Source organism: Lactobacillus sp. ESL0261 (assembly GCF_003693025.1).
Classification (GTDB): Bacteria; Bacillota; Bacilli; order Lactobacillales; family Lactobacillaceae; genus Lactobacillus; species Lactobacillus kullabergensis.
On sequence record NZ_REHN01000005.1, the window covers coordinates 26,672 to 47,693 of the forward strand.

At 36.4% G+C, this 21,022-nt stretch carries 18 protein-coding genes and 1 pseudogene; 15 read left to right on the top strand and 4 right to left on the bottom strand.

Going from position 1 to position 21,022, the window contains the following annotated elements; all coding sequences use genetic code 11:
* Positions 1–115 precede the first annotated feature (115 nt).
* The gene (locus F5ESL0261_RS02675; protein WP_122052065.1) at positions 116–1,561 is read right to left on the bottom strand and encodes a 6-phospho-beta-glucosidase; all 1,446 of its coding nucleotides are present in this window, start codon (positions 1,559–1,561) and stop codon (positions 116–118) included.
* Between the two features lie 303 nt (positions 1,562–1,864).
* Here F5ESL0261_RS02675 and F5ESL0261_RS02680 point away from each other — a divergent pair.
* The 5 genes and pseudogenes from F5ESL0261_RS02680 to F5ESL0261_RS02700 all read left to right on the top strand — a co-directional run.
* Positions 1,865–2,620, top strand: a pseudogene (locus F5ESL0261_RS02680) (PTS transporter subunit EIIC); the annotation flags it as partial.
* A gap of 151 nt (positions 2,621–2,771) precedes the next feature.
* Positions 2,772–3,242: a DNA starvation/stationary phase protection protein gene (locus F5ESL0261_RS02685; protein WP_045927693.1), complete on the top strand. Its 471-nt coding sequence runs from the start codon at positions 2,772–2,774 to the stop codon at positions 3,240–3,242.
* A gap of 114 nt (positions 3,243–3,356) precedes the next feature.
* On the top strand, positions 3,357–4,049 hold the full coding sequence (gene rpiA / locus F5ESL0261_RS02690; RefSeq protein WP_109585982.1) for a ribose-5-phosphate isomerase RpiA: 693 nt from the start codon (positions 3,357–3,359) through the stop codon (positions 4,047–4,049).
* Positions 4,050–4,162: 113 nt separating this feature from the next.
* A complete protein-coding gene (locus F5ESL0261_RS02695) occupies positions 4,163–5,086 on the top strand; it encodes a nucleoside hydrolase (RefSeq protein WP_109585983.1) in 924 nt (307 codons plus the stop codon).
* Between the two features lie 8 nt (positions 5,087–5,094).
* On the top strand, positions 5,095–5,820 hold the full coding sequence (locus F5ESL0261_RS02700) for a GntR family transcriptional regulator (RefSeq protein ID WP_045927696.1): 726 nt from the start codon (positions 5,095–5,097) through the stop codon (positions 5,818–5,820).
* 53 nt (positions 5,821–5,873) lie between these two features.
* Here the strand turns inward: F5ESL0261_RS02700 and F5ESL0261_RS02705 are convergent, their stop codons facing one another.
* Both F5ESL0261_RS02705 and F5ESL0261_RS02710 read right to left on the bottom strand, forming a co-directional pair.
* Positions 5,874–6,245: a bacteriocin immunity protein gene (locus F5ESL0261_RS02705; RefSeq protein WP_045927697.1), complete on the bottom strand. Its 372-nt coding sequence runs from the start codon at positions 6,243–6,245 to the stop codon at positions 5,874–5,876.
* 4 nt (positions 6,246–6,249) lie between these two features.
* Entirely contained in the window at positions 6,250–7,014 is a 765-nt protein-coding gene (locus tag F5ESL0261_RS02710; RefSeq protein ID WP_109585986.1) for a DeoR/GlpR family DNA-binding transcription regulator, read from the bottom strand.
* Between the two features lie 287 nt (positions 7,015–7,301).
* Between F5ESL0261_RS02710 and F5ESL0261_RS02715 the strand changes: the two genes are divergently transcribed.
* Positions 7,302–9,704: a phosphoketolase family protein gene (locus F5ESL0261_RS02715; RefSeq protein WP_122052067.1), complete on the top strand. Its 2,403-nt coding sequence runs from the start codon at positions 7,302–7,304 to the stop codon at positions 9,702–9,704.
* A gap of 249 nt (positions 9,705–9,953) precedes the next feature.
* A complete protein-coding gene (locus F5ESL0261_RS02720) occupies positions 9,954–12,623 on the top strand; it encodes a calcium-translocating P-type ATPase, PMCA-type (protein WP_122052068.1) in 2,670 nt (889 codons plus the stop codon).
* Between the two features lie 59 nt (positions 12,624–12,682).
* Here the strand turns inward: F5ESL0261_RS02720 and F5ESL0261_RS02725 are convergent, their stop codons facing one another.
* Positions 12,683–13,132, bottom strand: a complete 450-nt coding sequence (locus tag F5ESL0261_RS02725; protein WP_122052069.1) for a GAF domain-containing protein — start codon at positions 13,130–13,132, stop codon at positions 12,683–12,685.
* A gap of 331 nt (positions 13,133–13,463) precedes the next feature.
* On the opposite strand from F5ESL0261_RS02725, the gene F5ESL0261_RS02730 reads away from it, so the two are divergent.
* From F5ESL0261_RS02730 to F5ESL0261_RS02765, 8 genes are all read left to right on the top strand, one after another.
* On the top strand, positions 13,464–14,201 hold the full coding sequence (locus tag F5ESL0261_RS02730) for an amino acid ABC transporter ATP-binding protein (protein WP_109585990.1): 738 nt from the start codon (positions 13,464–13,466) through the stop codon (positions 14,199–14,201).
* An 11-nt stretch (positions 14,202–14,212) separates the two neighbouring features.
* Positions 14,213–15,028, top strand: coding sequence for a glutamate ABC transporter substrate-binding protein (locus F5ESL0261_RS02735; protein ID WP_122052070.1), 816 nt, complete (start codon positions 14,213–14,215; stop codon positions 15,026–15,028).
* Positions 15,025–15,663, top strand: coding sequence for an amino acid ABC transporter permease (locus tag F5ESL0261_RS02740; RefSeq protein WP_122052071.1), 639 nt, complete (start codon positions 15,025–15,027; stop codon positions 15,661–15,663). Before F5ESL0261_RS02735 ends, F5ESL0261_RS02740 begins: the two co-directional genes overlap by 4 nt.
* A gap of 16 nt (positions 15,664–15,679) precedes the next feature.
* A complete protein-coding gene (locus F5ESL0261_RS02745; RefSeq protein WP_122052072.1) occupies positions 15,680–16,333 on the top strand; it encodes an amino acid ABC transporter permease in 654 nt (217 codons plus the stop codon).
* A gap of 234 nt (positions 16,334–16,567) precedes the next feature.
* Positions 16,568–17,545, top strand: coding sequence for an SIS domain-containing protein (locus F5ESL0261_RS02750; protein ID WP_034977179.1), 978 nt, complete (start codon positions 16,568–16,570; stop codon positions 17,543–17,545).
* A gap of 14 nt (positions 17,546–17,559) precedes the next feature.
* Positions 17,560–18,375, top strand: a complete 816-nt coding sequence (locus F5ESL0261_RS02755) for a PfkB family carbohydrate kinase (RefSeq protein ID WP_122052073.1) — start codon at positions 17,560–17,562, stop codon at positions 18,373–18,375.
* Between the two features lie 15 nt (positions 18,376–18,390).
* Positions 18,391–20,010, top strand: a complete 1,620-nt coding sequence (locus tag F5ESL0261_RS02760) for a peptide ABC transporter substrate-binding protein (RefSeq protein ID WP_045927705.1) — start codon at positions 18,391–18,393, stop codon at positions 20,008–20,010.
* 77 nt (positions 20,011–20,087) lie between these two features.
* Positions 20,088–21,020: an ABC transporter permease gene (locus F5ESL0261_RS02765; RefSeq protein ID WP_122052074.1), complete on the top strand. Its 933-nt coding sequence runs from the start codon at positions 20,088–20,090 to the stop codon at positions 21,018–21,020.
* The last annotated feature ends 2 nt before the right edge of the window (positions 21,021–21,022 follow it).

Here is a 21,022-nt window from a genome sequence, read left to right on the forward strand (position 1 = left end):
TTTGTTACTTTTAAGGGCTTTTCAGGGTCTATGATAAAAATTTGAATACTTAAAAAATAAGCGATTCCTGCTAATTGGCTGAATCGCTTATTTTATGATTTTTTTAAATATTATTTTAATCTAAATCAAGACCATTTGAACTAATAACTTTTTTATACCAATCAAATGAATCTTTGCGTGATCTTTTCAAAGTACCTTTACCAGCATCATTTTTGTCAACATAGATAAAGCCATACCTTTTATCCATTTGCCCTGTTCCAGCAGATACCAGGTCAATTGGCCCCCAGGGTAGGTAGCCCATTAGGTCAACTCCGTCAATTTCAACTGCTTTTTCCATTTCAGAAATGTGCTTTCTTAAGTAATCTACTCTGTAATCATCGTGAATAGAACCATCTTTTTCAACTTTGTCGTAAGCACCCAGGCCATTTTCAACGATGAATAAAGGTTTATGATAACGATCAGTTAAGTGGTTTAAAGCAATTCTTAAGCCAGCTGGATCAATTTCCCAGCCCCAATCACTTTTTTCCAAAGTTGGATTAGCAGCTTTTGCTTTAGATAAGTCACTTAATTCATCAGCTTTTACATTTTGGGCTGACACTGTTGTTGTTTGATAGTAACTAAAGCCGACATAGTCCACTGTACCTTCCTTGAGTACAATTCTGTCTTCATCAGTAATATCAGGACGATAGCCGTTTCGTTCAATATATGCTTCAACTTCTTTCGGATATTCACCAAAGACATGAATGTCTGAAAACCAGTCGCGCCGTTGCTCAAACTTGTCCGCTAAAAGCATATCAGCAGATGAAGGAGTCAAAGGCCTTACTGGAGAATAGTTAATCATACAGCCAATTTGAAAATCTGGATTAATCTTATGTCCAACTTTAACAGCTAAGGCAGAGGCAACCAGTTCATAATGAGCTGCTTGATACATTGCAGCTTCTTTTTCTTTGTCAGTCATTTTCTTGAGAATAATTCCCGAGTTTGTAGCCATTAAAAAGTCATCATTGTATGCAGACTGGTTATCGATCTCATTAAATGTCATCCAATATTTTACTTTACTTTGATACCGTTTGAAGCAAACTGTGGCAAAGCGAACAAAGAAATCAATTACTTTGCGGTTAGTAAAGCCGTGGTATTTCTTAACTAAATTAAATGGTATTTCAAAGTGAGATAAAGTAATTACTGGCTCAATGCCGTAGTGATGGCAAGTATCGAACAAGTCATCATAAAATTTTAAACCGGCTTCGTTTGGCTGTTCATCGTCACCATTAGGAAAAATTCTAGTCCAGGCAATGGAGGTTCTGAAGGCTTTAAAACCCATTTCTGCCATTAATTTTATATCTTCTTTATAGTGATGATAAAAGTCTATTGCACTATGGTTAGGGTAATTTTTGCCTGCAACAATTCCGTCAGTAATTTCGCGTGGCTTAGAAGCAGAACCTACTGTCATGACGTCAGCAACTGACATTCCTTTGCCATCTTCGTTCCAAGCACCTTCTAACTGATGAGCAGCAACTGCTCCTCCCCATAAAAATCCATCTGGCATTTTTGCTGAATACATTTTTATCTCCTTTTTTCTCTGATGATTGCATTAACAAATATATTTTATACTTATTGTTACTTTACCAGCAAGCTTCTCTAAAAAGCTATTATTATTTTTAATAAATAATAGCTAATATATAATTGTCAGTATTATATAGTATATTTTTGAGATAGAAAGGGGTGTTTAGATAATTTTGTGTAAATGTCTATTAAAAAAAATCTCTTCCTCGTATGATTGTCTTGTAAAACATAAAATCAACGAAAGAGAGATTCCCTCATGGATAATTCTACCAAACAATTAATGTCTGCACTAGCTCAAACTGGAGTTGCCAATTCGTTTAGTGCTTTGATTCCTGCTTTTTGTGTCGCTCTGGTTGTAGCAGCTATTAATGGTGCTTTGGTTTTAGCGGGAACCGACATGTTCAATTTGTTATATGTTCCTTTGTCGTTTATTAGTAAAATTGCTGATACTTGGTGGGGCTTTTTGGTAATAATGTTTTTGCTGCACCTTCTTTGGTGGTTTGGCATTCACGGAGCAACAATCTCGAGTTCATTTTATTATCCAATCGTTTTAGCTAATATGGCTGCTAACGTGAATGGTGCTCATCGGTTCTTTGCCGGTGATCCAACTGATGCATTCATAAATGTTGGTGGTTCTGGTGCAATGCTTGGTGTAGCTATTTGGCTGGTTTTACGTGCTCGCTCTGCTCAGCTCAAGGAGTTGGGGAAAGTTGAAATCGTACCAGCCTTTTTTAATATCAACGAGCCCTTAATATTTGGTTTGCCTATTGTTTATAACATTGATCTTTTTATTCCTTTTGTTTGTGCACCGCTTGCAGCTGGTATTGTCGCGTATGTAGGAATAGAATCTCGTTTGGTCCCTGTGATCAGATTTCAGCAACCTTGGCCCACACCGGTTGGATTGAGTGGTTTTATTGCCACTGTAAGCTGGCAGGGAGCAGTACTTTCAATAACTTGTGCAATAGTAGCTTTTCTAGTTTGGTATCCGTTTATTAAGCACTATGACAACAAACTTTTAAAACAAGAAAAGAAGCATCAAAAATCAGAAACTGCATAAAAGATAATTGCTTTAACAAAATCTGTCTGGTAAAGGCAGATTTTTTATTATAGTAGGACTAAAAAATGCTAAACAATATTTTAGTATTAATAGCGCTTACTCGCTATAATAAAAGTGTAACAATATTATTTAATTTTGGAGGCACTTTTATATGAAATATCCAAAGACTAAAGAAGTTTTAAATCAATTGGTCGCTGATTTGACACAATTACATATGGTAGTTCACCAACATCACTGGTACATGCGTGGTAATCGCTTTTTGAAATTACACCCATACTTAGACAAGGTAATGGATGAACTAGCTGACCAACTGGATGAAGTGTCTGAACGTTTAATTACCCTTGATGGTTCTCCAGTTTCAACCTTAAGTGAAATAGCAGCTAAAACTAAGATTCCTGATGAAAAGGGCAATTGGGATGAAACAATTGATGAGCGCTATGCAAAAATTATTGCTGATTACCATTACCTTGATCAGCTCTATGAAGAAGGCATTAAAGTCAGTGATGAAGAAGGAGATTACTCAACCAATGATTTGTTGACCGGTTTTCACACTGATGTAGAAAAGAGAATTTGGATGATGTCAGGCGAAATTAACAAAGCTCCTGAAATTGATCCGGAATAATTAATTGAAGTGTAAAAGCAGTCTTGACTGCTTTTTTGTATCTTCTTTTTATCTTACTTTTGCTATAATTAATTTAAATTGACAATAATAATATAGTTTTAGAAAGCATGAATTATGGATAAAGAAGAGCAGGATAAGTTAAAAAAACAGGCTGCCGTAGAAGCTGCTGAATTAGTCAAATCAGGAATGAAACTGGGAGTAGGCACTGGTTCGACAGTAGCATTTTTAATTGATGAATTAGGCAGAAGAAAAAAAGAAGAAGGACTTGACCTTGATGCTGTGGTAACGACTTCGAGCAGAAGCAAGAAGCAAATGGAAAGCTACGGTTTTCATGTTGATGACTTGAATGCAGTAGACCAACTGGATTTGACCATCGATGGTGCAGACAGATTAGCAGCTAATTTTGATGGTATTAAAGGTGGCGGTGGCGCTTTGACCATGGAAAAAAACGTTGCAGTTAATTCTCGCAAAATAATTTGGATTGTAGATGAATCTAAAGTGGTTGACCGACTGAGTGGCTTCGCTTTGCCTGTTGAAGTTTTACCTATTTCGTGTGAACAAAATTTTAAACTTTTTCAAGCTGAAGGGTTGCAGCCACAGTGGCGCATGGCAGGTAATGAACGCTTTGTAACTCATTATGGTAATTATATTATCGATTTGAATATTGATCCTATTCCTGTTCCTAGTGGTTTGGCCGATTATTTGGATCATACCGTAGGGGTGGTCGAACATGGGCTTTTTCTGGGAATGTGCGATGAAGCCATTATCGCTCATTCAAATGGTGAGATAGAAGATCGTAAAAAGTAAATTTATGAGTTGACCCAAGTTTGTCTATGCGGTTAACTCTTTTTATTTTTACAGCAACGAGCAGCTAAATTTGGTATTATTGTTTTATAACCATTTTTAAAAAGAGGATACTTATGTTGAAAAAACCATTGATAATTAGTACAGATCCCGGAATTGACGATGTTGTAGCAATCACCGTTGCTCTTTTTGCTCCAGAATTTGATGTTAAATTGATAGCAGCGACTTGGGGCAATGTACCATTGAAAAATACTTTGGACAATGCTTTAAAATTGGAAACATTTTTAAAAACCAATGTCCCCGTTGTAAGTGGTGCTGACAGACCTTTACTGCGGGATCAAATTGATGCCTCAGATGTTCACGGAAAGAGTGGACTGGCTGGTTTTGACTTTCCAGCACCTGACTACAACTTATTAAAACCAGGTATTGCTGCAGAGGCAATTCATGAAGTTGTTGCTGGCAGTGCTGAAAAAGTAACGTTAATGCAAATTGGACCAGCAACAGATTTTGCACTTTACTTTAGACAATTTCCAGAAGATTTGCCTAAAATTGAGCAACTGGTAATTATGGGTGGTGCAATCGGTCGTGGCAATTGGGGACCTTATGCAGAATATAATGTTGCGGGCGATCCTGAAGCAGCACAGATTGTTTTTTCAAGTGGCATAAAGATTTTATTAGCACCACTTGAATTAGGACATCAAGCATATGTGACTCCAGATGTTTTGGATCAAATTAAGCAATCGGGCAGAACGGGAGATATGCTCTATCATATTATGAGCAATTTACATGATCATACTGAAACCAATGGCCGTGAAGTTTACGATGCACTGGCGGCTGGTATGTTGGTAAAGCCTGAAATGTTTGCTTTTAAGCCAGCTTATGTCATAGTAGATACCAAAAGTCCAAGTGCGTATGGTGCTTCTTTGATTGATTTTAATAACTTTTTTAATAAACAGGCAAATGTTCAAGTTGGTGTAAAAGTTGACCGAGATCAATTTTCAGAGTGGTTAGTTTCTTCCATCAGGAATATAAATAGTTGAGGTAGATAATGGCAGATTTCGTTTATCGTACTGTGATGCGTGATATCAAACAAAATATTCTAGATAACAAATATGAGGGGATGCGCCTTCCAGACGAGCGTAGTCTAGCTGAACACTATCAAGTAAGTCGTTCCTCAATGAAAAGGGCGATGGAGCTGCTTTCTCAACAAGGTATTGTCTTTAAAAAAAGAGGCAGCGGAACATTTATTAACCCTTTGTATTTAAAAAATCAATCTTTGTTTCGGTATGAAGGGTCTAACTTAGGTTTGACTGATAGTTTGAAGGTTCCTGGTAAAAAGCAGGGAATCAAATTGCTTTCTTTTAACGTGATCAAGACTCCGAAAGGGATAGCACAAGACTTATTCCTTAAAGAGAATGACTTTGTTTATGAGTTTAAAAGGCTGCGTTTTTTAGATGAACAACCTTTTTTAATAGAAACTGGGTATGTGCCTATTAAAATTGTTCCTGAACTCAAACCAGAACACTTGAAAAAATCACTTTTTAATTACCTAGAAGATTCGCAAAATAAAGTCGTTACCAAAGCGTTTTTGAATATTACGGTTGAGCCTTCAAATGATGAAGACCAATCTCGACTCAATTTAAAAAAGATTGAACCAGTGGGAGTGATGGAAGGTATCTTCTTTTTGGATGATGGAACTCCATTTGAAGTTTCTACGATGCGAATTCATTATCAATATATGAAATTCAATACATTTGTTAATTTGAACAAATGAAAAAGCAGGCTTAAGCCTGCTTTTTTGGGATACATTCTATTTAAAAAAGAAAATCAAACATTTTTGAATTGTTGCATATCAGTGATCCGTCCAGTATAAACAAAATTTAAGTTAATGTTTTTAGTTTTTTCACTTAAATCATGTAAAAGTTTTTGCTGCAAGGTCGTTAAATGCAAATGCTGAAGTGCGACACAAGCTTCAATATACAATACTAATTTACCAGTATAATCTAATGGGTGATCTTGACTGTCAAACTTACGCATTACCATACCAATAGCATCACGAATTTGCTTATATTTATTAATATTCAATTCATTATATATATTAGAGTAGAAACTCCTATAAAACTGATCTAAATCTTTATAAACTTCTTCGATTAGTTGTTGCCGTTTTGTTAAAAACAAACTACCAAAAAAGTTCCACATAACCTCACTTCCTTAGTACTGAAATAATTTGCGTTTTGGGCGAAAAACTATTCTGAAATTTTTCGGACAAAGGCAAATCGGTAATTAGAACGTCAACCTTTGTTAATGGAATTGACATGTAAGGAGAAGTATTCTGATTATCAAATTTGTATTTTTCTGCGACCACAACCACTTGTTTTGCTCTGGAACAGGCTACTTTGATTAATTCTGAATCACTCATTTTTGCTGAATAAATACCATCGCTTCTAATATTAGACGTGCCAACAAAAGCTGTGTTAAAACTTAGACGATGCAAAAGTTCAAGTGAATCAACAGAGTAATTAAACCTGTCTTCCTTGTCCATAGTGCCTCCGAGAAGTCTCACACTGGGTAATTTAGATTGCATCAACGCTAAAGAGTTGTCGATTGAATTAGTAACGATTTGCAAGTCAGCACCACAAATTAATTCACATAATTTCTTTAAAGTGGTTGATGGACCGATAAAGTCACACTGGTTAGGATGGATAAATCTCTGAGCCATTTTTGCCATTTTAGTTTTAACTGGTGAATCTATTTGACTTCTCATGAGGAAATTGGGTACATCACTACGGTCTATCGCAACTAATCCACCATGAACGCGAATTGCTTGTCCAGTTGCAGTTAAGCGAACTACATCTCGTCTAGCTGTATCAAAAGAAATTTTGAAATAATCAGCTAACTTGCGAGTACTCAAATGATTTTCTTTATTAAGCATTTGCTTAATTTGTCGCAGTCGTTCTTCTTGTGTCATTTTACCTCTCCTATGCCTAATTTAGCACTAGAATAAATATTGTTTAATCACTTTTTCAGTGTTTAATTTGAAAAATAAGTGTTTATCAGTATTTGAACATAAATATGCTGATCTGTAAATAGAAAATGGCATAATAATAGTATTACTTATCTACTTGGCAATAATTAAACGCTTATTTTTTATAAATTGGAACGAACCAATTTTCAAAATGGTTGAACTTTACCAAAAACTTGCTATAATATGTTTATAAAATGAATTTTAGCAAATATTAAAAAGGGAGAATAAAAATGGCAGCTGATTACGACTCTAAAGAATTTCTCAAAAGTGTTGATGCTCACTGGCGTGCAGCAAATTATCTATCTGTAGGTCAACTTTTCTTAATGAGTAATCCGTTATTAAAACATGATCTCAAAGCAAGTGAAGTTAAACCTAAGCCAATTGGTCACTGGGGCACTATTTCACCGCAAAACTTTATTTATGCTCATTTAAACAGAGTTATCAAAAAGTATGGTTTGAACATGTTCTATATTGAAGGCTCAGGTCATGGTGGTCAGGTTATGGTATCTAATTCATACCTTGATGGTTCATATAGTGAGCTTTACCCTGAAATTCAACAAGATGAAAAAGGAATGGCTAAGCTCTTTAAGCGTTTCAGTTTCCCAGGTGGTTCTGCTTCACACGCTGCACCTGAAACTCCTGGTTCAATGCACGAAGGTGGAGAACTAGGTTACTCACTTTCCCATGGTACAGGTGCAATTCTAGACAATCCTGACGTAATTGCAGCGGTTGAAATTGGTGATGGTGAGGCAGAAACAGGACCACTTGCAGCTAGCTGGTTTAGCGATAAATTTATCAATCCTATTAAGGACGGGGCAGTTTTACCAATCTTGCAAATTAATGGTTTCAAGATTTCAAATCCAACGATTGTTTCCAGAATGTCGGACGAAGAATTGACCAAGTACTTTGAAGGCATGGGCTGGCATCCTTATATTATTTCTGCATATAATGGCGGTGAATTTGATGGCTATAAAGAGCACATGCAGATTCATGCAGAAATGGCTAAATTGATGGATACTGTCATTGAAGAAATTAAGGCTATTCAAAAGAATGCTCGTGAGAATAATGATGAAACTTTGCCGCATTGGCCAATGATCATTTTCCGTGTACCAAAGGGCTGGACAGGTCCAAAGAAGGATCTTGATGGTAATCCAATTGAAAACTCATTTAGGGCACACCAGATTCCAATTCCAGTTGCTCAAGATGACATGGAACATAAAGACATGCTGGTTGATTGGCTTAAGAGTTATAAACCGGAAGAGTTATTCGATAAAAATGGCGTTCCAACTGAAATTGTCACGGCTGATAATGTTACTGGCGATAGCAGAATGGCCATGAATCCAATCACTAATGCAGGTGGAGAGAAAGCTAAGCGTCTTAGTTTGCCTGATTACCGTAAGTATGCCTTAAAATTTAATCAACCAGGTTCTATTGAAGCTGAAGACATGACGGAATGGGCTAAATATTTAAACGAAATTGCAGAACTCAATCCCAATAACTTCCGTGGCTTTGGCCCTGATGAAACTAAGTCAAACCGTTTATTCAAGTTTATTGATGAGCAAAAACGGCAATGGGAAAGCTCCGTTCATACACCTAATGATGAAAACCTGGCACCAAGTGGTCGTTTGATTGATTCACAATTGTCTGAGCACCAAGACGAAGGCTGGCTTGAGGGGTATGTTTTGTCTGGTCGTCACGGTTTCTTTGCTACTTATGAGTCATTTGGTCGTGTTGTAGATTCAATGCTGACTCAACACATGAAATGGTTAAGAAAAGCTAAGGAACAATATTGGCGTAAGGATTATCCATCATTAAACTTTATTGCAACTTCAACTGTCTTCCAACAAGATCATAATGGTTATACTCACCAAGACCCAGGTGTCTTGACTCACATGTATGAAAAGAATCGTCCAGATTTAGTTCATGAGTATTTACCAGCTGATACCAACTCTTTACTGGCAGTTTCGCAAAAAGCTTTTAGCGATCGTGAATGTATCAACATTTTGGTTACCTCAAAGCAGGAAAGACCTCAGTGGTTCTCAATTGATGAAGCAACTCGTATTGCCAACCACGGCTTATCGTACATTGATTGGGCATCAACTGACCAAAATGCTAAGCCTGATGTTGTATTTGCCTCAACTGAAACGGAACCGACAATGGAATCTCTTGCTGCAATTGACATTTTGCATAAGAATTTCCCTGATCTCAAGATTCGTTATATTAACGTAATTGACGTTATGAAATTGATGAATACTAAGGATAACCCAGAAGCAATTTCTGATGAAGAATTTGCTGAATTATTCCCAAGCGATGTGCCAGTAATCTTTGCATGGCATGGTTATAAGGCAATGATGCAATCCATTTGGTTTGGTCGCAAGCGCGGCAATGTTCATATTCATTGTTATGAAGAAGAAGGAGATATTACTACTCCGTTTGATATGCGGGTGGTTAACGAACTTGATAGATTCCATTTGGCAAAAGATGCCATTTTAAGTGTTCCTCGTTATGCTGAAAAGAGTGCGGGTTTTGTAGCAGAGATGGACAGATTGCTTGCAAAACACCACCAATACATTCGTGATAATGGTAAAGATATGCCTGAAGTTACTGAATGGAAATGGACAGGTCTCAAGTAAATATTGTTAGTTAAAAACATAGTTTCTTAATAAAAGAAGCTATGTTTTTGCTTTTTATTCGGTTAATTTAATTAGCCTTATCCTTGTTAAAAACAATAATTTTATTTATAATAAGAATCATCATAAGGGAGTAACAGCAATTACTTGCGATAAGCCCAACACCCGGAGAAATACTTCTGGACTTATCTTAAATAGTGAGACTTGTGTGTGTTGTACATATAAGTCTCTTTTTGTTATTAGGAGGTAACAATGCCCCAAAATTTTTACAATCAAAAGATTGAAGATGTAGCTCAAGAGTTAGAAACATCATCAAGTCAAGGATTAAGCGTAAACCAAATAGAAGAATTGCGTACAAAATATGGCACTAATAGTTTGACCAGCAAAAAGAAAATCAGCATTTGGCAACGTTTTTTAGCCCAGTTTAAGGATTTTATGATCATTGTTTTGATAGTTGCAGCATTGCTTTCAGGCTTTGTGGCTCAAGAATGGACAGATGCGGCTATTATTATGATTGTGGTCATTTTGAACGCAGTATTAGGCGTTTTTCAAGAAACACGCTCTGAAGAAGCAATTAATGCTTTAAAGAAAATGGCTACTCCTAACGCCCATGTTCGGCGTGATGGTCAAATTGTGGAAATACCGAGTACAGAACTAGTACCTGGGGATGTGGTCTTGCTTGAAGCAGGCGATGTTGTACCAGCTGATTTGCGGTTGACTCTTACTAAAAGTCTCAAAATCGAAGAATCAGCTTTGACTGGTGAGTCCGTTCCAGTTGATAAAACTAGTGATCCTGTTAATGAAGAAAAAGTAGCATTAGCCGACCAGGATAACATGGCATTTGCTAATACTAATGTTACTTATGGTCGCGGTGAAGGCATTGTCACTGAAACAGGTATGAATACTGAAGTCGGAAAGATTGCAACAATGCTTAACAACACTGATGAAACGGATACGCCATTAAAGCGTAATCTAAATCAGCTTGGTAAAACGCTAACTATTATGATCCTGCTGATCTGTGCTGTGGTCTTTGTTGTAGGCTTTTTTACTAAAAAGGGAACAGAACCTACGGATAAATTAGCAATCGATATGTTCTTGGTGGCAGTTTCACTTGCTGTTGCTGCAATTCCGGAAGGGTTGCCTGCAATTGTGACTATTATTTTGGCTCTTGGTACTCAGGTAATGGCTAAGCACAATTCGATTGTGCGTAAGTTACCAGCAGTGGAAACGTTGGGAGCAACGGATATCATCTGTTCTGATAAAACCGGTACCTTAACCCAAAATAAAATGACAGTTGAACAGGTTTATTATGATAATAAGATTCATCAATCTTCAAATAGCATTAATCATGATAATCATGCTTTAATGGCAATGGTTTTAGCTAATGATTCAAAACTTGATGATAACAATCAATTGTTGGGCGACCCAACTGAAACTGCTTTAATTCAGTATGCTCTTGACCAAAAAATTGATGTGCATAATTTACTTGTAAATCATAAGAGGCTACAGGAAGTGCCATTTGATTCGGGCCGTAAATTAATGAGCACTGTCAATGAAGATAACGGACAATATTTTGTAACGGTTAAAGGGGCACCGGATCAACTGCTCAAACGGGTAACACGAATTGAACTTGATGGTAAAGTCAGTGAGATTACTGAGAAGCAAAAAAATGAAATTATGCTTTCAAATCAGAATATGGCTAAAAATGCTTTGCGAGTTTTGGGGTTAGCCTATAAACCAGTTGAACAATTATATGATGATCCTACAACTGATAACGTTGAGCAGGACTTGATTTTTGCTGGCTTGGTGGGGATGATAGACCCAGAGCGTCCTGAAGCAAAAGAGGCTATTAAAGAAGCTCACAGTGCCGGTATTAGAACAGTTATGATTACAGGTGACTTTCAAGTCACTGCTCAGGCAATTGCAGAAAGACTGGGCATTTTGAAGCCTGGCCAAGATGAGCGGGTAGTTACCGGTGCACAGCTGGATGAATTTAGTGATGAATATCTGGAAAAGCATGTAGCTGATTTTGATGTTTATGCCAGGGTTTCTCCAGAACACAAAGTTCGTATCGTTAAGGCCTGGCAAGCCCAAGGCAAAATTGTGGCTATGACAGGGGACGGAGTTAACGACGCACCTAGTTTAAAGCAAGCTGATATTGGAATTGGTATGGGCATCACTGGTACAGAAGTGTCAAAAGGTGCCAGTGATATGGTTTTAGCAGACGACAACTTTGCTACTATCGTTGAAGCTGTTAAACAAGGACGTAAGGTCTTTAGCAATATTCAAAAAGCCATTCTTTACCTCATGAGTTGTAATGTCGGGGAAGTTTTAACAGTATTTATGATGACCATGCTGGGTTGGGATATTTTAGCTCCAGTGCAATTGCTGTGGATTAACTTGGTGACAGATACCTTACCAGCTATTGCTCTGGGACTTGAACCTGTTGAAAAAGGCATTATGAAACGGACACCACGGGGTAAAAAATCAAACTTCTTCAGTGGTGGCGTTGCCAGTTCAATTGTTTATCAAGGAATACTAGAAGGTATCATTGTTTTAACCACTTATCAACTAGGCTTAAATTTTGGTCCTCATATGGGTAATGCCAACCTGCAACATGCTGATGCTTTGACAATGGCTTTTCTCACTTTAGGCTTAATTCAACTGTTTCATGCTTTTAATTCTAAGTATATTCATCAATCAATTTTTTCTAAAAGGACATTTGCTAATAAATGGTTTAATTGGGCGATATTAATTTCTGCTGTAGTCATGGCGGCAGTTGAACTACCTTTTATGACTAAGTTCTTTGATGTCACAGAATTGAATTCCACACAATGGTTGATAGTCTTAGGTGCCGGAATCTGTATGATCGTGATAGTTGAAATTGTAAAAGCATTTCAACGTCTAGCAGGCAAAAAGTAGAAAGCTATACATAATAAAAAGCTCCAAAATCTTAATTTAGGTTGCGGAGCTTTTTTAGTTTATTTTGAAACAAGATCAGCTATTTTTTGTAAATATTCAGCATCAATTTGATCAAATCTAGCAAAATCATTGCTGTCAAGATCAAGAACAGCAAGAAGTTTCTTATTGTCAATAATAGGAATAACAATTTCTGAATTGGTATCAGCGTCGCAGGCAATATGACCACTAAACTCGTGAACATTAGGAACAATTTGAATTTGACCTGTTTGTGCAGCTTTTCCACAGACGCCTTTTCCTAATTGGATATGCATACAGGCCACAGGACCCTGAAATGGTCCTAAAATGAGCTCTTGCTCCTGAAAACGATAAAATCCGGCATAACTTACTTCGGGTAAACCATTAAATAGTAGTGCACTAATGTTACTCATATTGGCAATTAAATCATGTTCACCTTGCAGAAGACTACCAGCCTGTTTTAAAAGTAATTTATAAGTTTTTTCTTTATCCATAAGTTTTCTCCTTAATTAAAGTGTATGCTAGTCAAACTATTTTTGGAAGAAAAAATGCAAATAAGAGTATATTTTTCACAGATAATTTTAATTATAAATGGCATTTTTTGACATTAATTTATTATTAATGAACATACAAAAGCCCTTTTTATTACTATACTTTCCCGTCGTAACGCTAACTATGTGACTTTCAAGTCAATGTGAATTAAGCAGATCTTTCTATAAATTTTTATTAAAAACACTGTATTACTTTTAAAATTCTTAACGGTTATAGTAAAATAGATTCTACAACTTATTATTTCATGCATTGATTATGAAAGGGGCGATGACAATGTCGATGATAGAGTTCCATGACGTGCAAAAATTTTATGGCCATTTTCATGCACTGCACGACATTAATTTAGAGATTGATGAAGGCGAAACGGTGGTTCTGATTGGACCATCTGGTTCAGGTAAGAGTACTTTAGTACGGACCGTAAACGGGCTTGAATCAATTCAGAAAGGTAAGTTAGTAGTTAACGGTCACGATCTTTCAGATCCAAAGACCAACCTCAACATCTTACGGAGTGATGTTGGGATGGTTTTCCAGCACTTTAATTTATACAAAAATAAAGATGTACTGGAAAATATCATGCTGGCTCCCAGAATAGTAAGCCACATGCCTGAAGAAGAAAATAAAAAACAGGCGTTAGATTTACTTGATATGGTTGGGCTACGCAAATGGGCACATAATATGCCTTCACAAATTTCTGGTGGTCAAAAGCAGCGTGTTGCTATTGCCAGAACATTGGCAATGAGACCAAAACTAATTTTATATGATGAACCAACTTCTGCTCTTGATCCGGAAATGATTGATGATGTTTTACAAGTTATGAAGAAAGTTACCACTGAAAGTGGTATGACTTCATTAATTGTTACTCACGAAATGGGCTTTGCTAAAGAGGTGGCAAATAGAGTTATCTTTATGGATCAAGGTCGAATTGTTGAGGATGATGATAGCGAAAGCTTCTTTAAGCAGCCTAAGACGGAGCGGGCACAACAATTTTTGAGTAAAATTATTTCTCACTAAGGAGGCCAATTATGAAAAAGAAATTTTGGCTGTTTCCTTTATTAGCATGTATTTTGATGTTAACCGGTTGTGGTAAAAGTCTTAGTGATCAATCTGTTTTAAATAATGCCAAACAAGCAAATACTATTGTTTGGGGTGTTAAAGGTGATGTTAAACTTTTTGGCTTAATTGATGTTAAGGATGGTCAGCAAAAGGGTTTTGATGTTGATATGGCAAAACATATCACAAAGCATATATTAGGACCTCAAGGAAAAGCTGAGTTTGTAACAACAACATCTCAATCCAGAATTCCACTTTTAAAGAACGGAAATGTGGATGCCGTTATAGCCACAATGTCAATCACGCCCGAGCGTAAAAAGATTATTTCTTTTTCAAAGTCATACTTTGATGCGGGTCAGTCACTTTTAGTTCCTAAAGATTCTTCAATTAAGAGTACAAAGGACCTTAATGGCAAGACAGTTATCGGTGTTGTCGGTGCCAACTCGGTTGAAAACATTAAAAAGGTGGCTCCAAGAGCAAAAGTGATTGAATTGCAAGACTATGCTCAGGCAATGAACGCTTTAAAATCACATCAGGGGGATGCATTAACTACTGATAACGGAATTTTATTTGGGTTAGCAGTTCAAAATCCAGGCTACGAAGTTCGTGGTGGCACTTTTACTGTTGAACCTTACGGTGTTGCGGTTAATAAGGGACAAACCTCATTTACTGAAGCTGTAGACAAGGCAGTTCTTGAGATGCAGCATGATGGTGAATATAATCGCTTAATTAAAAAGTGGTTTGGCGATGTTCCAGGATTTAAGTATAAGGAGCTGTATCGCCGATGATTAATATTTTTTCAAAATTCAGCAGCCAGCTGTTTGTTGGCTTGGGCTGGACAATACTATCTAGTGTAATTGCTTTATTTTTCAGTTTAATAATTGGCACAATATTTGCAATTATGGAAGTTGTTCCAAGTAAAGTAATGCGTGTAATTGGGCATGCTTATGTGGAAATAATGCGTAACATTCCTTTGCTTGTAATCACTATGTTTTTCTACTTGGTAATTCCGATGTATGTTGTCAAAATCAACGGTTTTACAGCTGGTACAATCGGCTTAACTCTGTATACTTCTGCTTTTATTGCCGAGACAATTCGTTCAGGAATTCAATCAGTTTCCGGCGGTCAAATGGAAGGTGCGAGATCAACTGGTATGACCTACTGGCAGGCAATGCGTTATATAATTTTGCCTCAAGCATTCAAGATAGTAATACCACCTTTAGGAAACCAATTTGTTAACTTGGTCAAAAATTCTTCAGTTCTAGCCTTTGTGGCAGGATTTGATTTAATGTACCAAGCAAATTCAATTGCATCAACAACTTTTGACACTATTAACAGTTATTTAGTTGTAGGTGTTTTATATCTGATTGTTACTCTGCCTATTAGTTATTATATGCGGCATCTGGAAAAGAAATTAGGTTAAAAGGAGGTACTAGAAAATGCAAAATTGGGTTAACGCCTTTTCGTGGCTTAATGTACGCTTTTTGTTAATGGGCCTCTGGGTAACTATTTACATCTCCGTAATTTCAGTCATTCTAAGCTTTATTATTGGTTCCATTTTAGGCATAATCAGGTATTCTAAAATTAAATATGTTTCAGCAATTGTAGGTTTCGTTATTGATATTATTCGTAACATTCCTTTGCTGCTAATTATCTTTTTTACTTATTTTGGACTACCAAACTTTGGCTTAAGGCCGGAAACAATACCGGCGGCGATTATTGCAATGACAGTATTTGAATCCTGCATGATTGCAGAAATTGTGCGTTCAGGTATTCAGTCTGTTTCTATCGGTCAGATGGAGGGTGCAAGATCAACTGGTATGTCGTTTGTTCAGGCTTTATGGCATGTTGTTTTGCCTCAAGCTTATAAAAACATGATTCCAACAATTATTAGTCAGTTTGTTTCTCTAATTAAGGACACATCTTTGGCAACAATCATAGTTGTTCCGGAAATGATGCAGCACGCACAAGTTATTTATGGTCAAAATGCAAATTACATTTTGCCGATGTTTGCTGCTTTAGCTGTTTTGTATTTTGCTGTGTGCTTTACATTGTCAATTATCGGCAGTGCAATAGGCAGGCATTTGTCTTAAAATAAGAATTTGATTAGTAATTATTAAAAAGCAATTCACGAGTTTGTGAATTGCTTTTTTTGTTTGCTCTGATACACAGGCAATTGGTTCATACCATTTCACAAACTTTTTTATTTGATTTTACTAGTCAATTATTTTTATTAAATAATTTTAAGAAAAATGCTTGACATATTAAAAATTAGCTATTATCTTATAATATAACATCATATAACAAGAATGATTGAGAGGTTAAAAATGAAAAAAGAATATCAACAAGAAATTAAGAATGCTCTTGCCGCTGCAGAAAAGATTGATGGCATTAATCATGTCTATTTTGTAGCTTGTGGAGGATCGATGGCTTTTATGCAACCAGCTGAATATATTTTCAACCGCGAATGTGATATTCCAGCCACAATTTTACCAGCACGGGAATTTACAACACGTAATCCTCATGATTTGGGCAATCATAGTTTAGTAGTTTCTTGTTCACATTCAGGTAGTACGCCAGAAACAAATGAGGCAGTTAATTTTGCCAAGAGTAAAGGTGCTCTAACAGTAGGTATTACCTATACAGCAGGTTCTGACTTAGAAAAGAATTCCGATTTCACTTTGCACTACAGTTGGGGCAAAGGTACCGATGCTTCTGATTTAAATAATGGGGTTTTGTATGGTTTCATATTTAGTCTATTGAAGTCCATAACTGGTGATAACAAATTTGAAAAAGGCCTGAAAGCTTTGGATAGCTTAGAAACTATGGCTGACAGGGTAAGAAAACAATTTGGAGAAACTGCAAAGAAATGGACCAGTGAATTAAAACGCGAAAAATTAATTTATGCTGTAGGATCAGGTATTAATACTGGAGAAACATATTCATTTTCAGCTTGTTGGCTTCAGGAAATGCAATGGATTCATAGTGGATATATCAATTCTGCTGAATATTTCCACGGTCCTTTTGAAGTAACAGATTTTGATGTGCCATTTATCATTTGCAAAGGATTAGGCGTTACCAGAAAAATGGATCAACGTGTAATCGATTTTGCTAAAAAGCATAGTCAAAAAGTTTATGTGATTGACGACGCTGACTTTGATATGCATGAAGTAGATGACGACTTTAAAGAATACTATTCTCAGATTCTTTCGGGAGTTGCTTTCCGTCAATTAGCCGAAGGATTTGCTTATGAAAGAGGACACTCACTAGATGTCCGTCGTTATATGGGACATCTGGATTATTAAAAAGGCTGTAAATCATGAAAATAATTGCAGTTGGTGACAATGTAGCTGATACATACATCAAGCAAAAGATATTTTTTCCAGGCGGAAATTGTGTCAATGTAGCAGTTGATGCCAAAAAAGCCGGAGCTGATGTTTCAGCTTATCTGGGAATGTTTGGAGATGACGATCGAGCACAGCATATTAAAGAATCTTTAACAGAAGAAAATGTAGAACTTATTAATTGTCGTAAGGTCTATGCTCCCACAGCACAGCCTCGAGTTATTCTCACAGATGAAGGTGATAGAACTTTTGCTCCTGGTCCTAAAAATTCAGTAATGCATTTGTTATCCTTAAGGCTTACCCCAACAGATTTTGCGGAAATAAAAAAATTTGATGTTGTTCATGTTGGAATTGATTCGGGAATTGAAAATTATCTTGATGAATTACATCATATTACTAAAGTATCATTTGATTTTTCAGATTCTCGCAATGAAAGTTATTTTAAACGTGTTTTACCGTTTGTAGATTATGCTTTCTTTTCAGGTTCAGAGATGTCTGATGAACAAGTGGAAGAATTTGCTAAAAAATATTTAACTTTGGGACCGGAAGTCATAGTCATCACAAGAGGTGCAAATTCTGCATTCTTGTTAACTTCACAGAAATCCTATTATCAAAAACCACAAAAAGTAAAAGTCGTTGACACTATGGGTGCAGGTGACAGCTTTATTGCTGGTTTTCTAGTTTCTTACTTAAATAAAAACAATCTGCAAGAAGCTGCTTTAGCAGCTAGTAAAAATGCTGCAGCTACTTGCCAACTATCTGGTGGTTTTGGTCATCAGAAATCTTTTTAGAAAAGAGTGATATTTATGAAAAAAAGTGCATTGTTTGCAACTGCAATTGCATGTGTAGGCTTGTTAATAACAGGATGCCAGAAAAATTCCAGTTCTGGTACAAAAAATCAAGATAAAATTACTGTTGTTCAAAATGCAACGGTTGACTCTCTTGACCCGATTTTAGCGTATCAAAACACATCTTCAACAGTTGTAGCTAACACAACCGAAGGCTTGTACACTATTGATGCCCACGATAAGCCCCAATTGGCATTGGCCTCTAAAGTTAAAACGAGTAATCATGGACTCACCAAGACTTTTACTATTCGTAAAAACGCCAACTGGTCAAATGGTGATCCTGTAACAGCAAATGATTTTGTTTTTGCCTGGCGGCGGTTGTCTGATCCCAAAATTGCTTCAGCCTTTAACTTCCAACCAGGTGCGGCTGGCATTAAAAATGCTAATGACATTGTAGCTGGCAAGAAGCCGGTCAAGTCATTGGGCGTTAAGGCTACAGGTCCTAAAACTCTAGTAGTGCAATTGGATCATGTTGTACCTTACATGAACAAGTTGCTGGCATTCAGTGATTTTGCTCCTGTCAATCAGAAATACTTCCAAAAAACTGGTAAAAAATTTGCACAAGATTCCAGTCATTTAATTTATTCTGGTCCATACCAAATCAAGGATTGGAAATTAGGCGATAACACTATCCAGTTAGTTAAAAATCCTAAATATTGGGATGCCAAAAATGTCAAAATTAAGAATGTTAAGCTTGATATTATTACAGACCCAGAAAAGGCAGCTATTGCATTCGAAAATGGCAGTGCAGACTATGTTCACTTAAGTGGTCAGCTTGTTTCTAAATATCGAAAAGATAAGAACTTTGTCAATGATGTTGGTAATTTTACACAGTACATTATGTTTAATCTGAAAAAACCGGGATTAGATAATGCTGATCTGCGTAAGGCAATTTCTTGCAGCATTAACCGTAAAGAAATAACAACTCACATCCTAAAAGATGGTTCAATTCCTTCTCATTCTATGGTTATGAAAGATTTGGTTAAGAATCCGACAACAGGCAAAGATTTTGCAGATGAATCAACTACTAATCTTTACGAGTATTCACCAGCTCAAGCTAAAAAGTATTGGAATAAGGCAAAAAAAGCAACTAACTTGCGTTCATTTACCTTGCTTTATGATGACAGTGATCCTTCATATGCTAACGTAGCTGCGTATATCAAGGCTCAAGTTGAAAAACACCTTCCTGGCATGAAAGTGACACTGCAGCAAGTAGCAAAGAAGACTAGAACTGATAAGATGTCAAAAGCTACTTATGATGCTACTTTAACTCGTTGGGGACCAGACTATGCTGATCCAACAGCGATCTTGAGTATGTATCAATCTAAGAACGACAGCAATTACGGTCGCTGGGCAAATTCAGAATTTGATAAGTTAATGGCTCAATCTGATCAAACAACTGATCAAGCTAAGAGATACAAATTGCTTCTTAAGGCAAACAATATCCTAATTGACAGTGCTTCTTGCCCACCGCTATATCAGATTGGTGCACCAGTTTTGGAAAGATCTAATATTAAAGATTTACCGATGCATATTGCAGGTGTACCATTCTTCTTCAAATATGCTTCAATTAAATAATTTCGTTAAAAGTATTAATAGAGCTGGGATACAATCTCAGCTCTGTTTGCTTATTTAGGAAGATTGGAGGGAAAAAATTGAAAAAGTATGTCTTAAAAAGAATATTAATAGCAGTGATTACATTATTTTTGATTACTTTGATTCTTTTTATTATGGAAAAGGCAATGCCTGGTTCTCCATTTAATGATGAAAAAATGTCACATGCTCAAGTAGCGGCACTTTATCATAAATATGGTTTAGACGGTCCAGTGCCACTGCAGTTTCTTAATTACTTAAAAAATATGTTGTCTGGCGACTTCGGTGTTTCGTATACCGTTCAAGTTAATACGCCGGTTACTACAATGATTTTGCAGCATTTTACCATTTCACTCCAGATAGGTTTACAGGCTACTGTACTAGGTTCAGTTTTAGGCTTTCTGATGGGAATTTTGGCAGCAATCAAAAAAGGCACAATTTGGGATAACTTAATGACTGGCATTTCTGTTTTGGGAATAAGTCTTCCTAACTTTGTAGTAGCATTGATCGTGTCAATTATATTTTCTTATAAACTAATGGTCTTTCCAGGAACGTACCAACCAAGTCAGCCTTTTGTTTCAAGTATTCTGCCCACAATAGCATTGAGTACTTTTACTATGGCAAGTATTGAACGATATGTTAGAAATGACATGATTGATATTATGAATTCTGATTATTATCGTTTAGCGGATTCAAAAGGAATTAAAAAGTTCCAGTTGATCGGACACCATGTTATCAGAAACACTTTAATTTCAGTTATTACTGTATTAGCACCACTGATGATTGACCTAATTGCCGGGAGTATGGTAATTGAAAAAGCTTTTGCTATTCCAGGCTTGGGAACATTGTATATCAGTGCTATACAAGCTAATGACTACAATGTAGTCTTAGGTATAACTTTCTTTTATGCAGTGCTTTTTATTGGTATTATGTTAATAGTTGATATTCTTTACGGGTTAATAGATCCGCGTATTAGATTAGATGAGGGCAAATAATT

Coding starts and splice junctions, on each gene's coding strand:
- F5ESL0261_RS02725 (WP_122052069.1), bottom strand. CDS start 13,132: ATGGATAAAGAAAAAACTTATAAATTACTTTTAAAACAGGCTGGTAGT.
- F5ESL0261_RS02760 (WP_045927705.1), top strand. CDS start 18,391: ATGAAAAAAAGTGCATTGTTTGCAACTGCAATTGCATGTGTAGGCTTG.
- F5ESL0261_RS02740 (WP_122052071.1), top strand. CDS start 15,025: ATGATTAATATTTTTTCAAAATTCAGCAGCCAGCTGTTTGTTGGCTTG.
- F5ESL0261_RS02755 (WP_122052073.1), top strand. CDS start 17,560: ATGAAAATAATTGCAGTTGGTGACAATGTAGCTGATACATACATCAAG.
- F5ESL0261_RS02705 (WP_045927697.1), bottom strand. CDS start 6,245: ATGTGGAACTTTTTTGGTAGTTTGTTTTTAACAAAACGGCAACAACTA.
- F5ESL0261_RS02695 (WP_109585983.1), top strand. CDS start 4,163: ATGTTGAAAAAACCATTGATAATTAGTACAGATCCCGGAATTGACGAT.
- F5ESL0261_RS02735 (WP_122052070.1), top strand. CDS start 14,213: ATGAAAAAGAAATTTTGGCTGTTTCCTTTATTAGCATGTATTTTGATG.
- F5ESL0261_RS02745 (WP_122052072.1), top strand. CDS start 15,680: ATGCAAAATTGGGTTAACGCCTTTTCGTGGCTTAATGTACGCTTTTTG.
- F5ESL0261_RS02685 (WP_045927693.1), top strand. CDS start 2,772: ATGAAATATCCAAAGACTAAAGAAGTTTTAAATCAATTGGTCGCTGAT.
- F5ESL0261_RS02700 (WP_045927696.1), top strand. CDS start 5,095: ATGGCAGATTTCGTTTATCGTACTGTGATGCGTGATATCAAACAAAAT.
- F5ESL0261_RS02750 (WP_034977179.1), top strand. CDS start 16,568: ATGAAAAAAGAATATCAACAAGAAATTAAGAATGCTCTTGCCGCTGCA.
- F5ESL0261_RS02730 (WP_109585990.1), top strand. CDS start 13,464: ATGTCGATGATAGAGTTCCATGACGTGCAAAAATTTTATGGCCATTTT.
- F5ESL0261_RS02710 (WP_109585986.1), bottom strand. CDS start 7,014: ATGACACAAGAAGAACGACTGCGACAAATTAAGCAAATGCTTAATAAA.
- rpiA (WP_109585982.1), top strand. CDS start 3,357: ATGGATAAAGAAGAGCAGGATAAGTTAAAAAAACAGGCTGCCGTAGAA.
- F5ESL0261_RS02720 (WP_122052068.1), top strand. CDS start 9,954: ATGCCCCAAAATTTTTACAATCAAAAGATTGAAGATGTAGCTCAAGAG.
- F5ESL0261_RS02675 (WP_122052065.1), bottom strand. CDS start 1,561: ATGTATTCAGCAAAAATGCCAGATGGATTTTTATGGGGAGGAGCAGTT.
- F5ESL0261_RS02715 (WP_122052067.1), top strand. CDS start 7,302: ATGGCAGCTGATTACGACTCTAAAGAATTTCTCAAAAGTGTTGATGCT.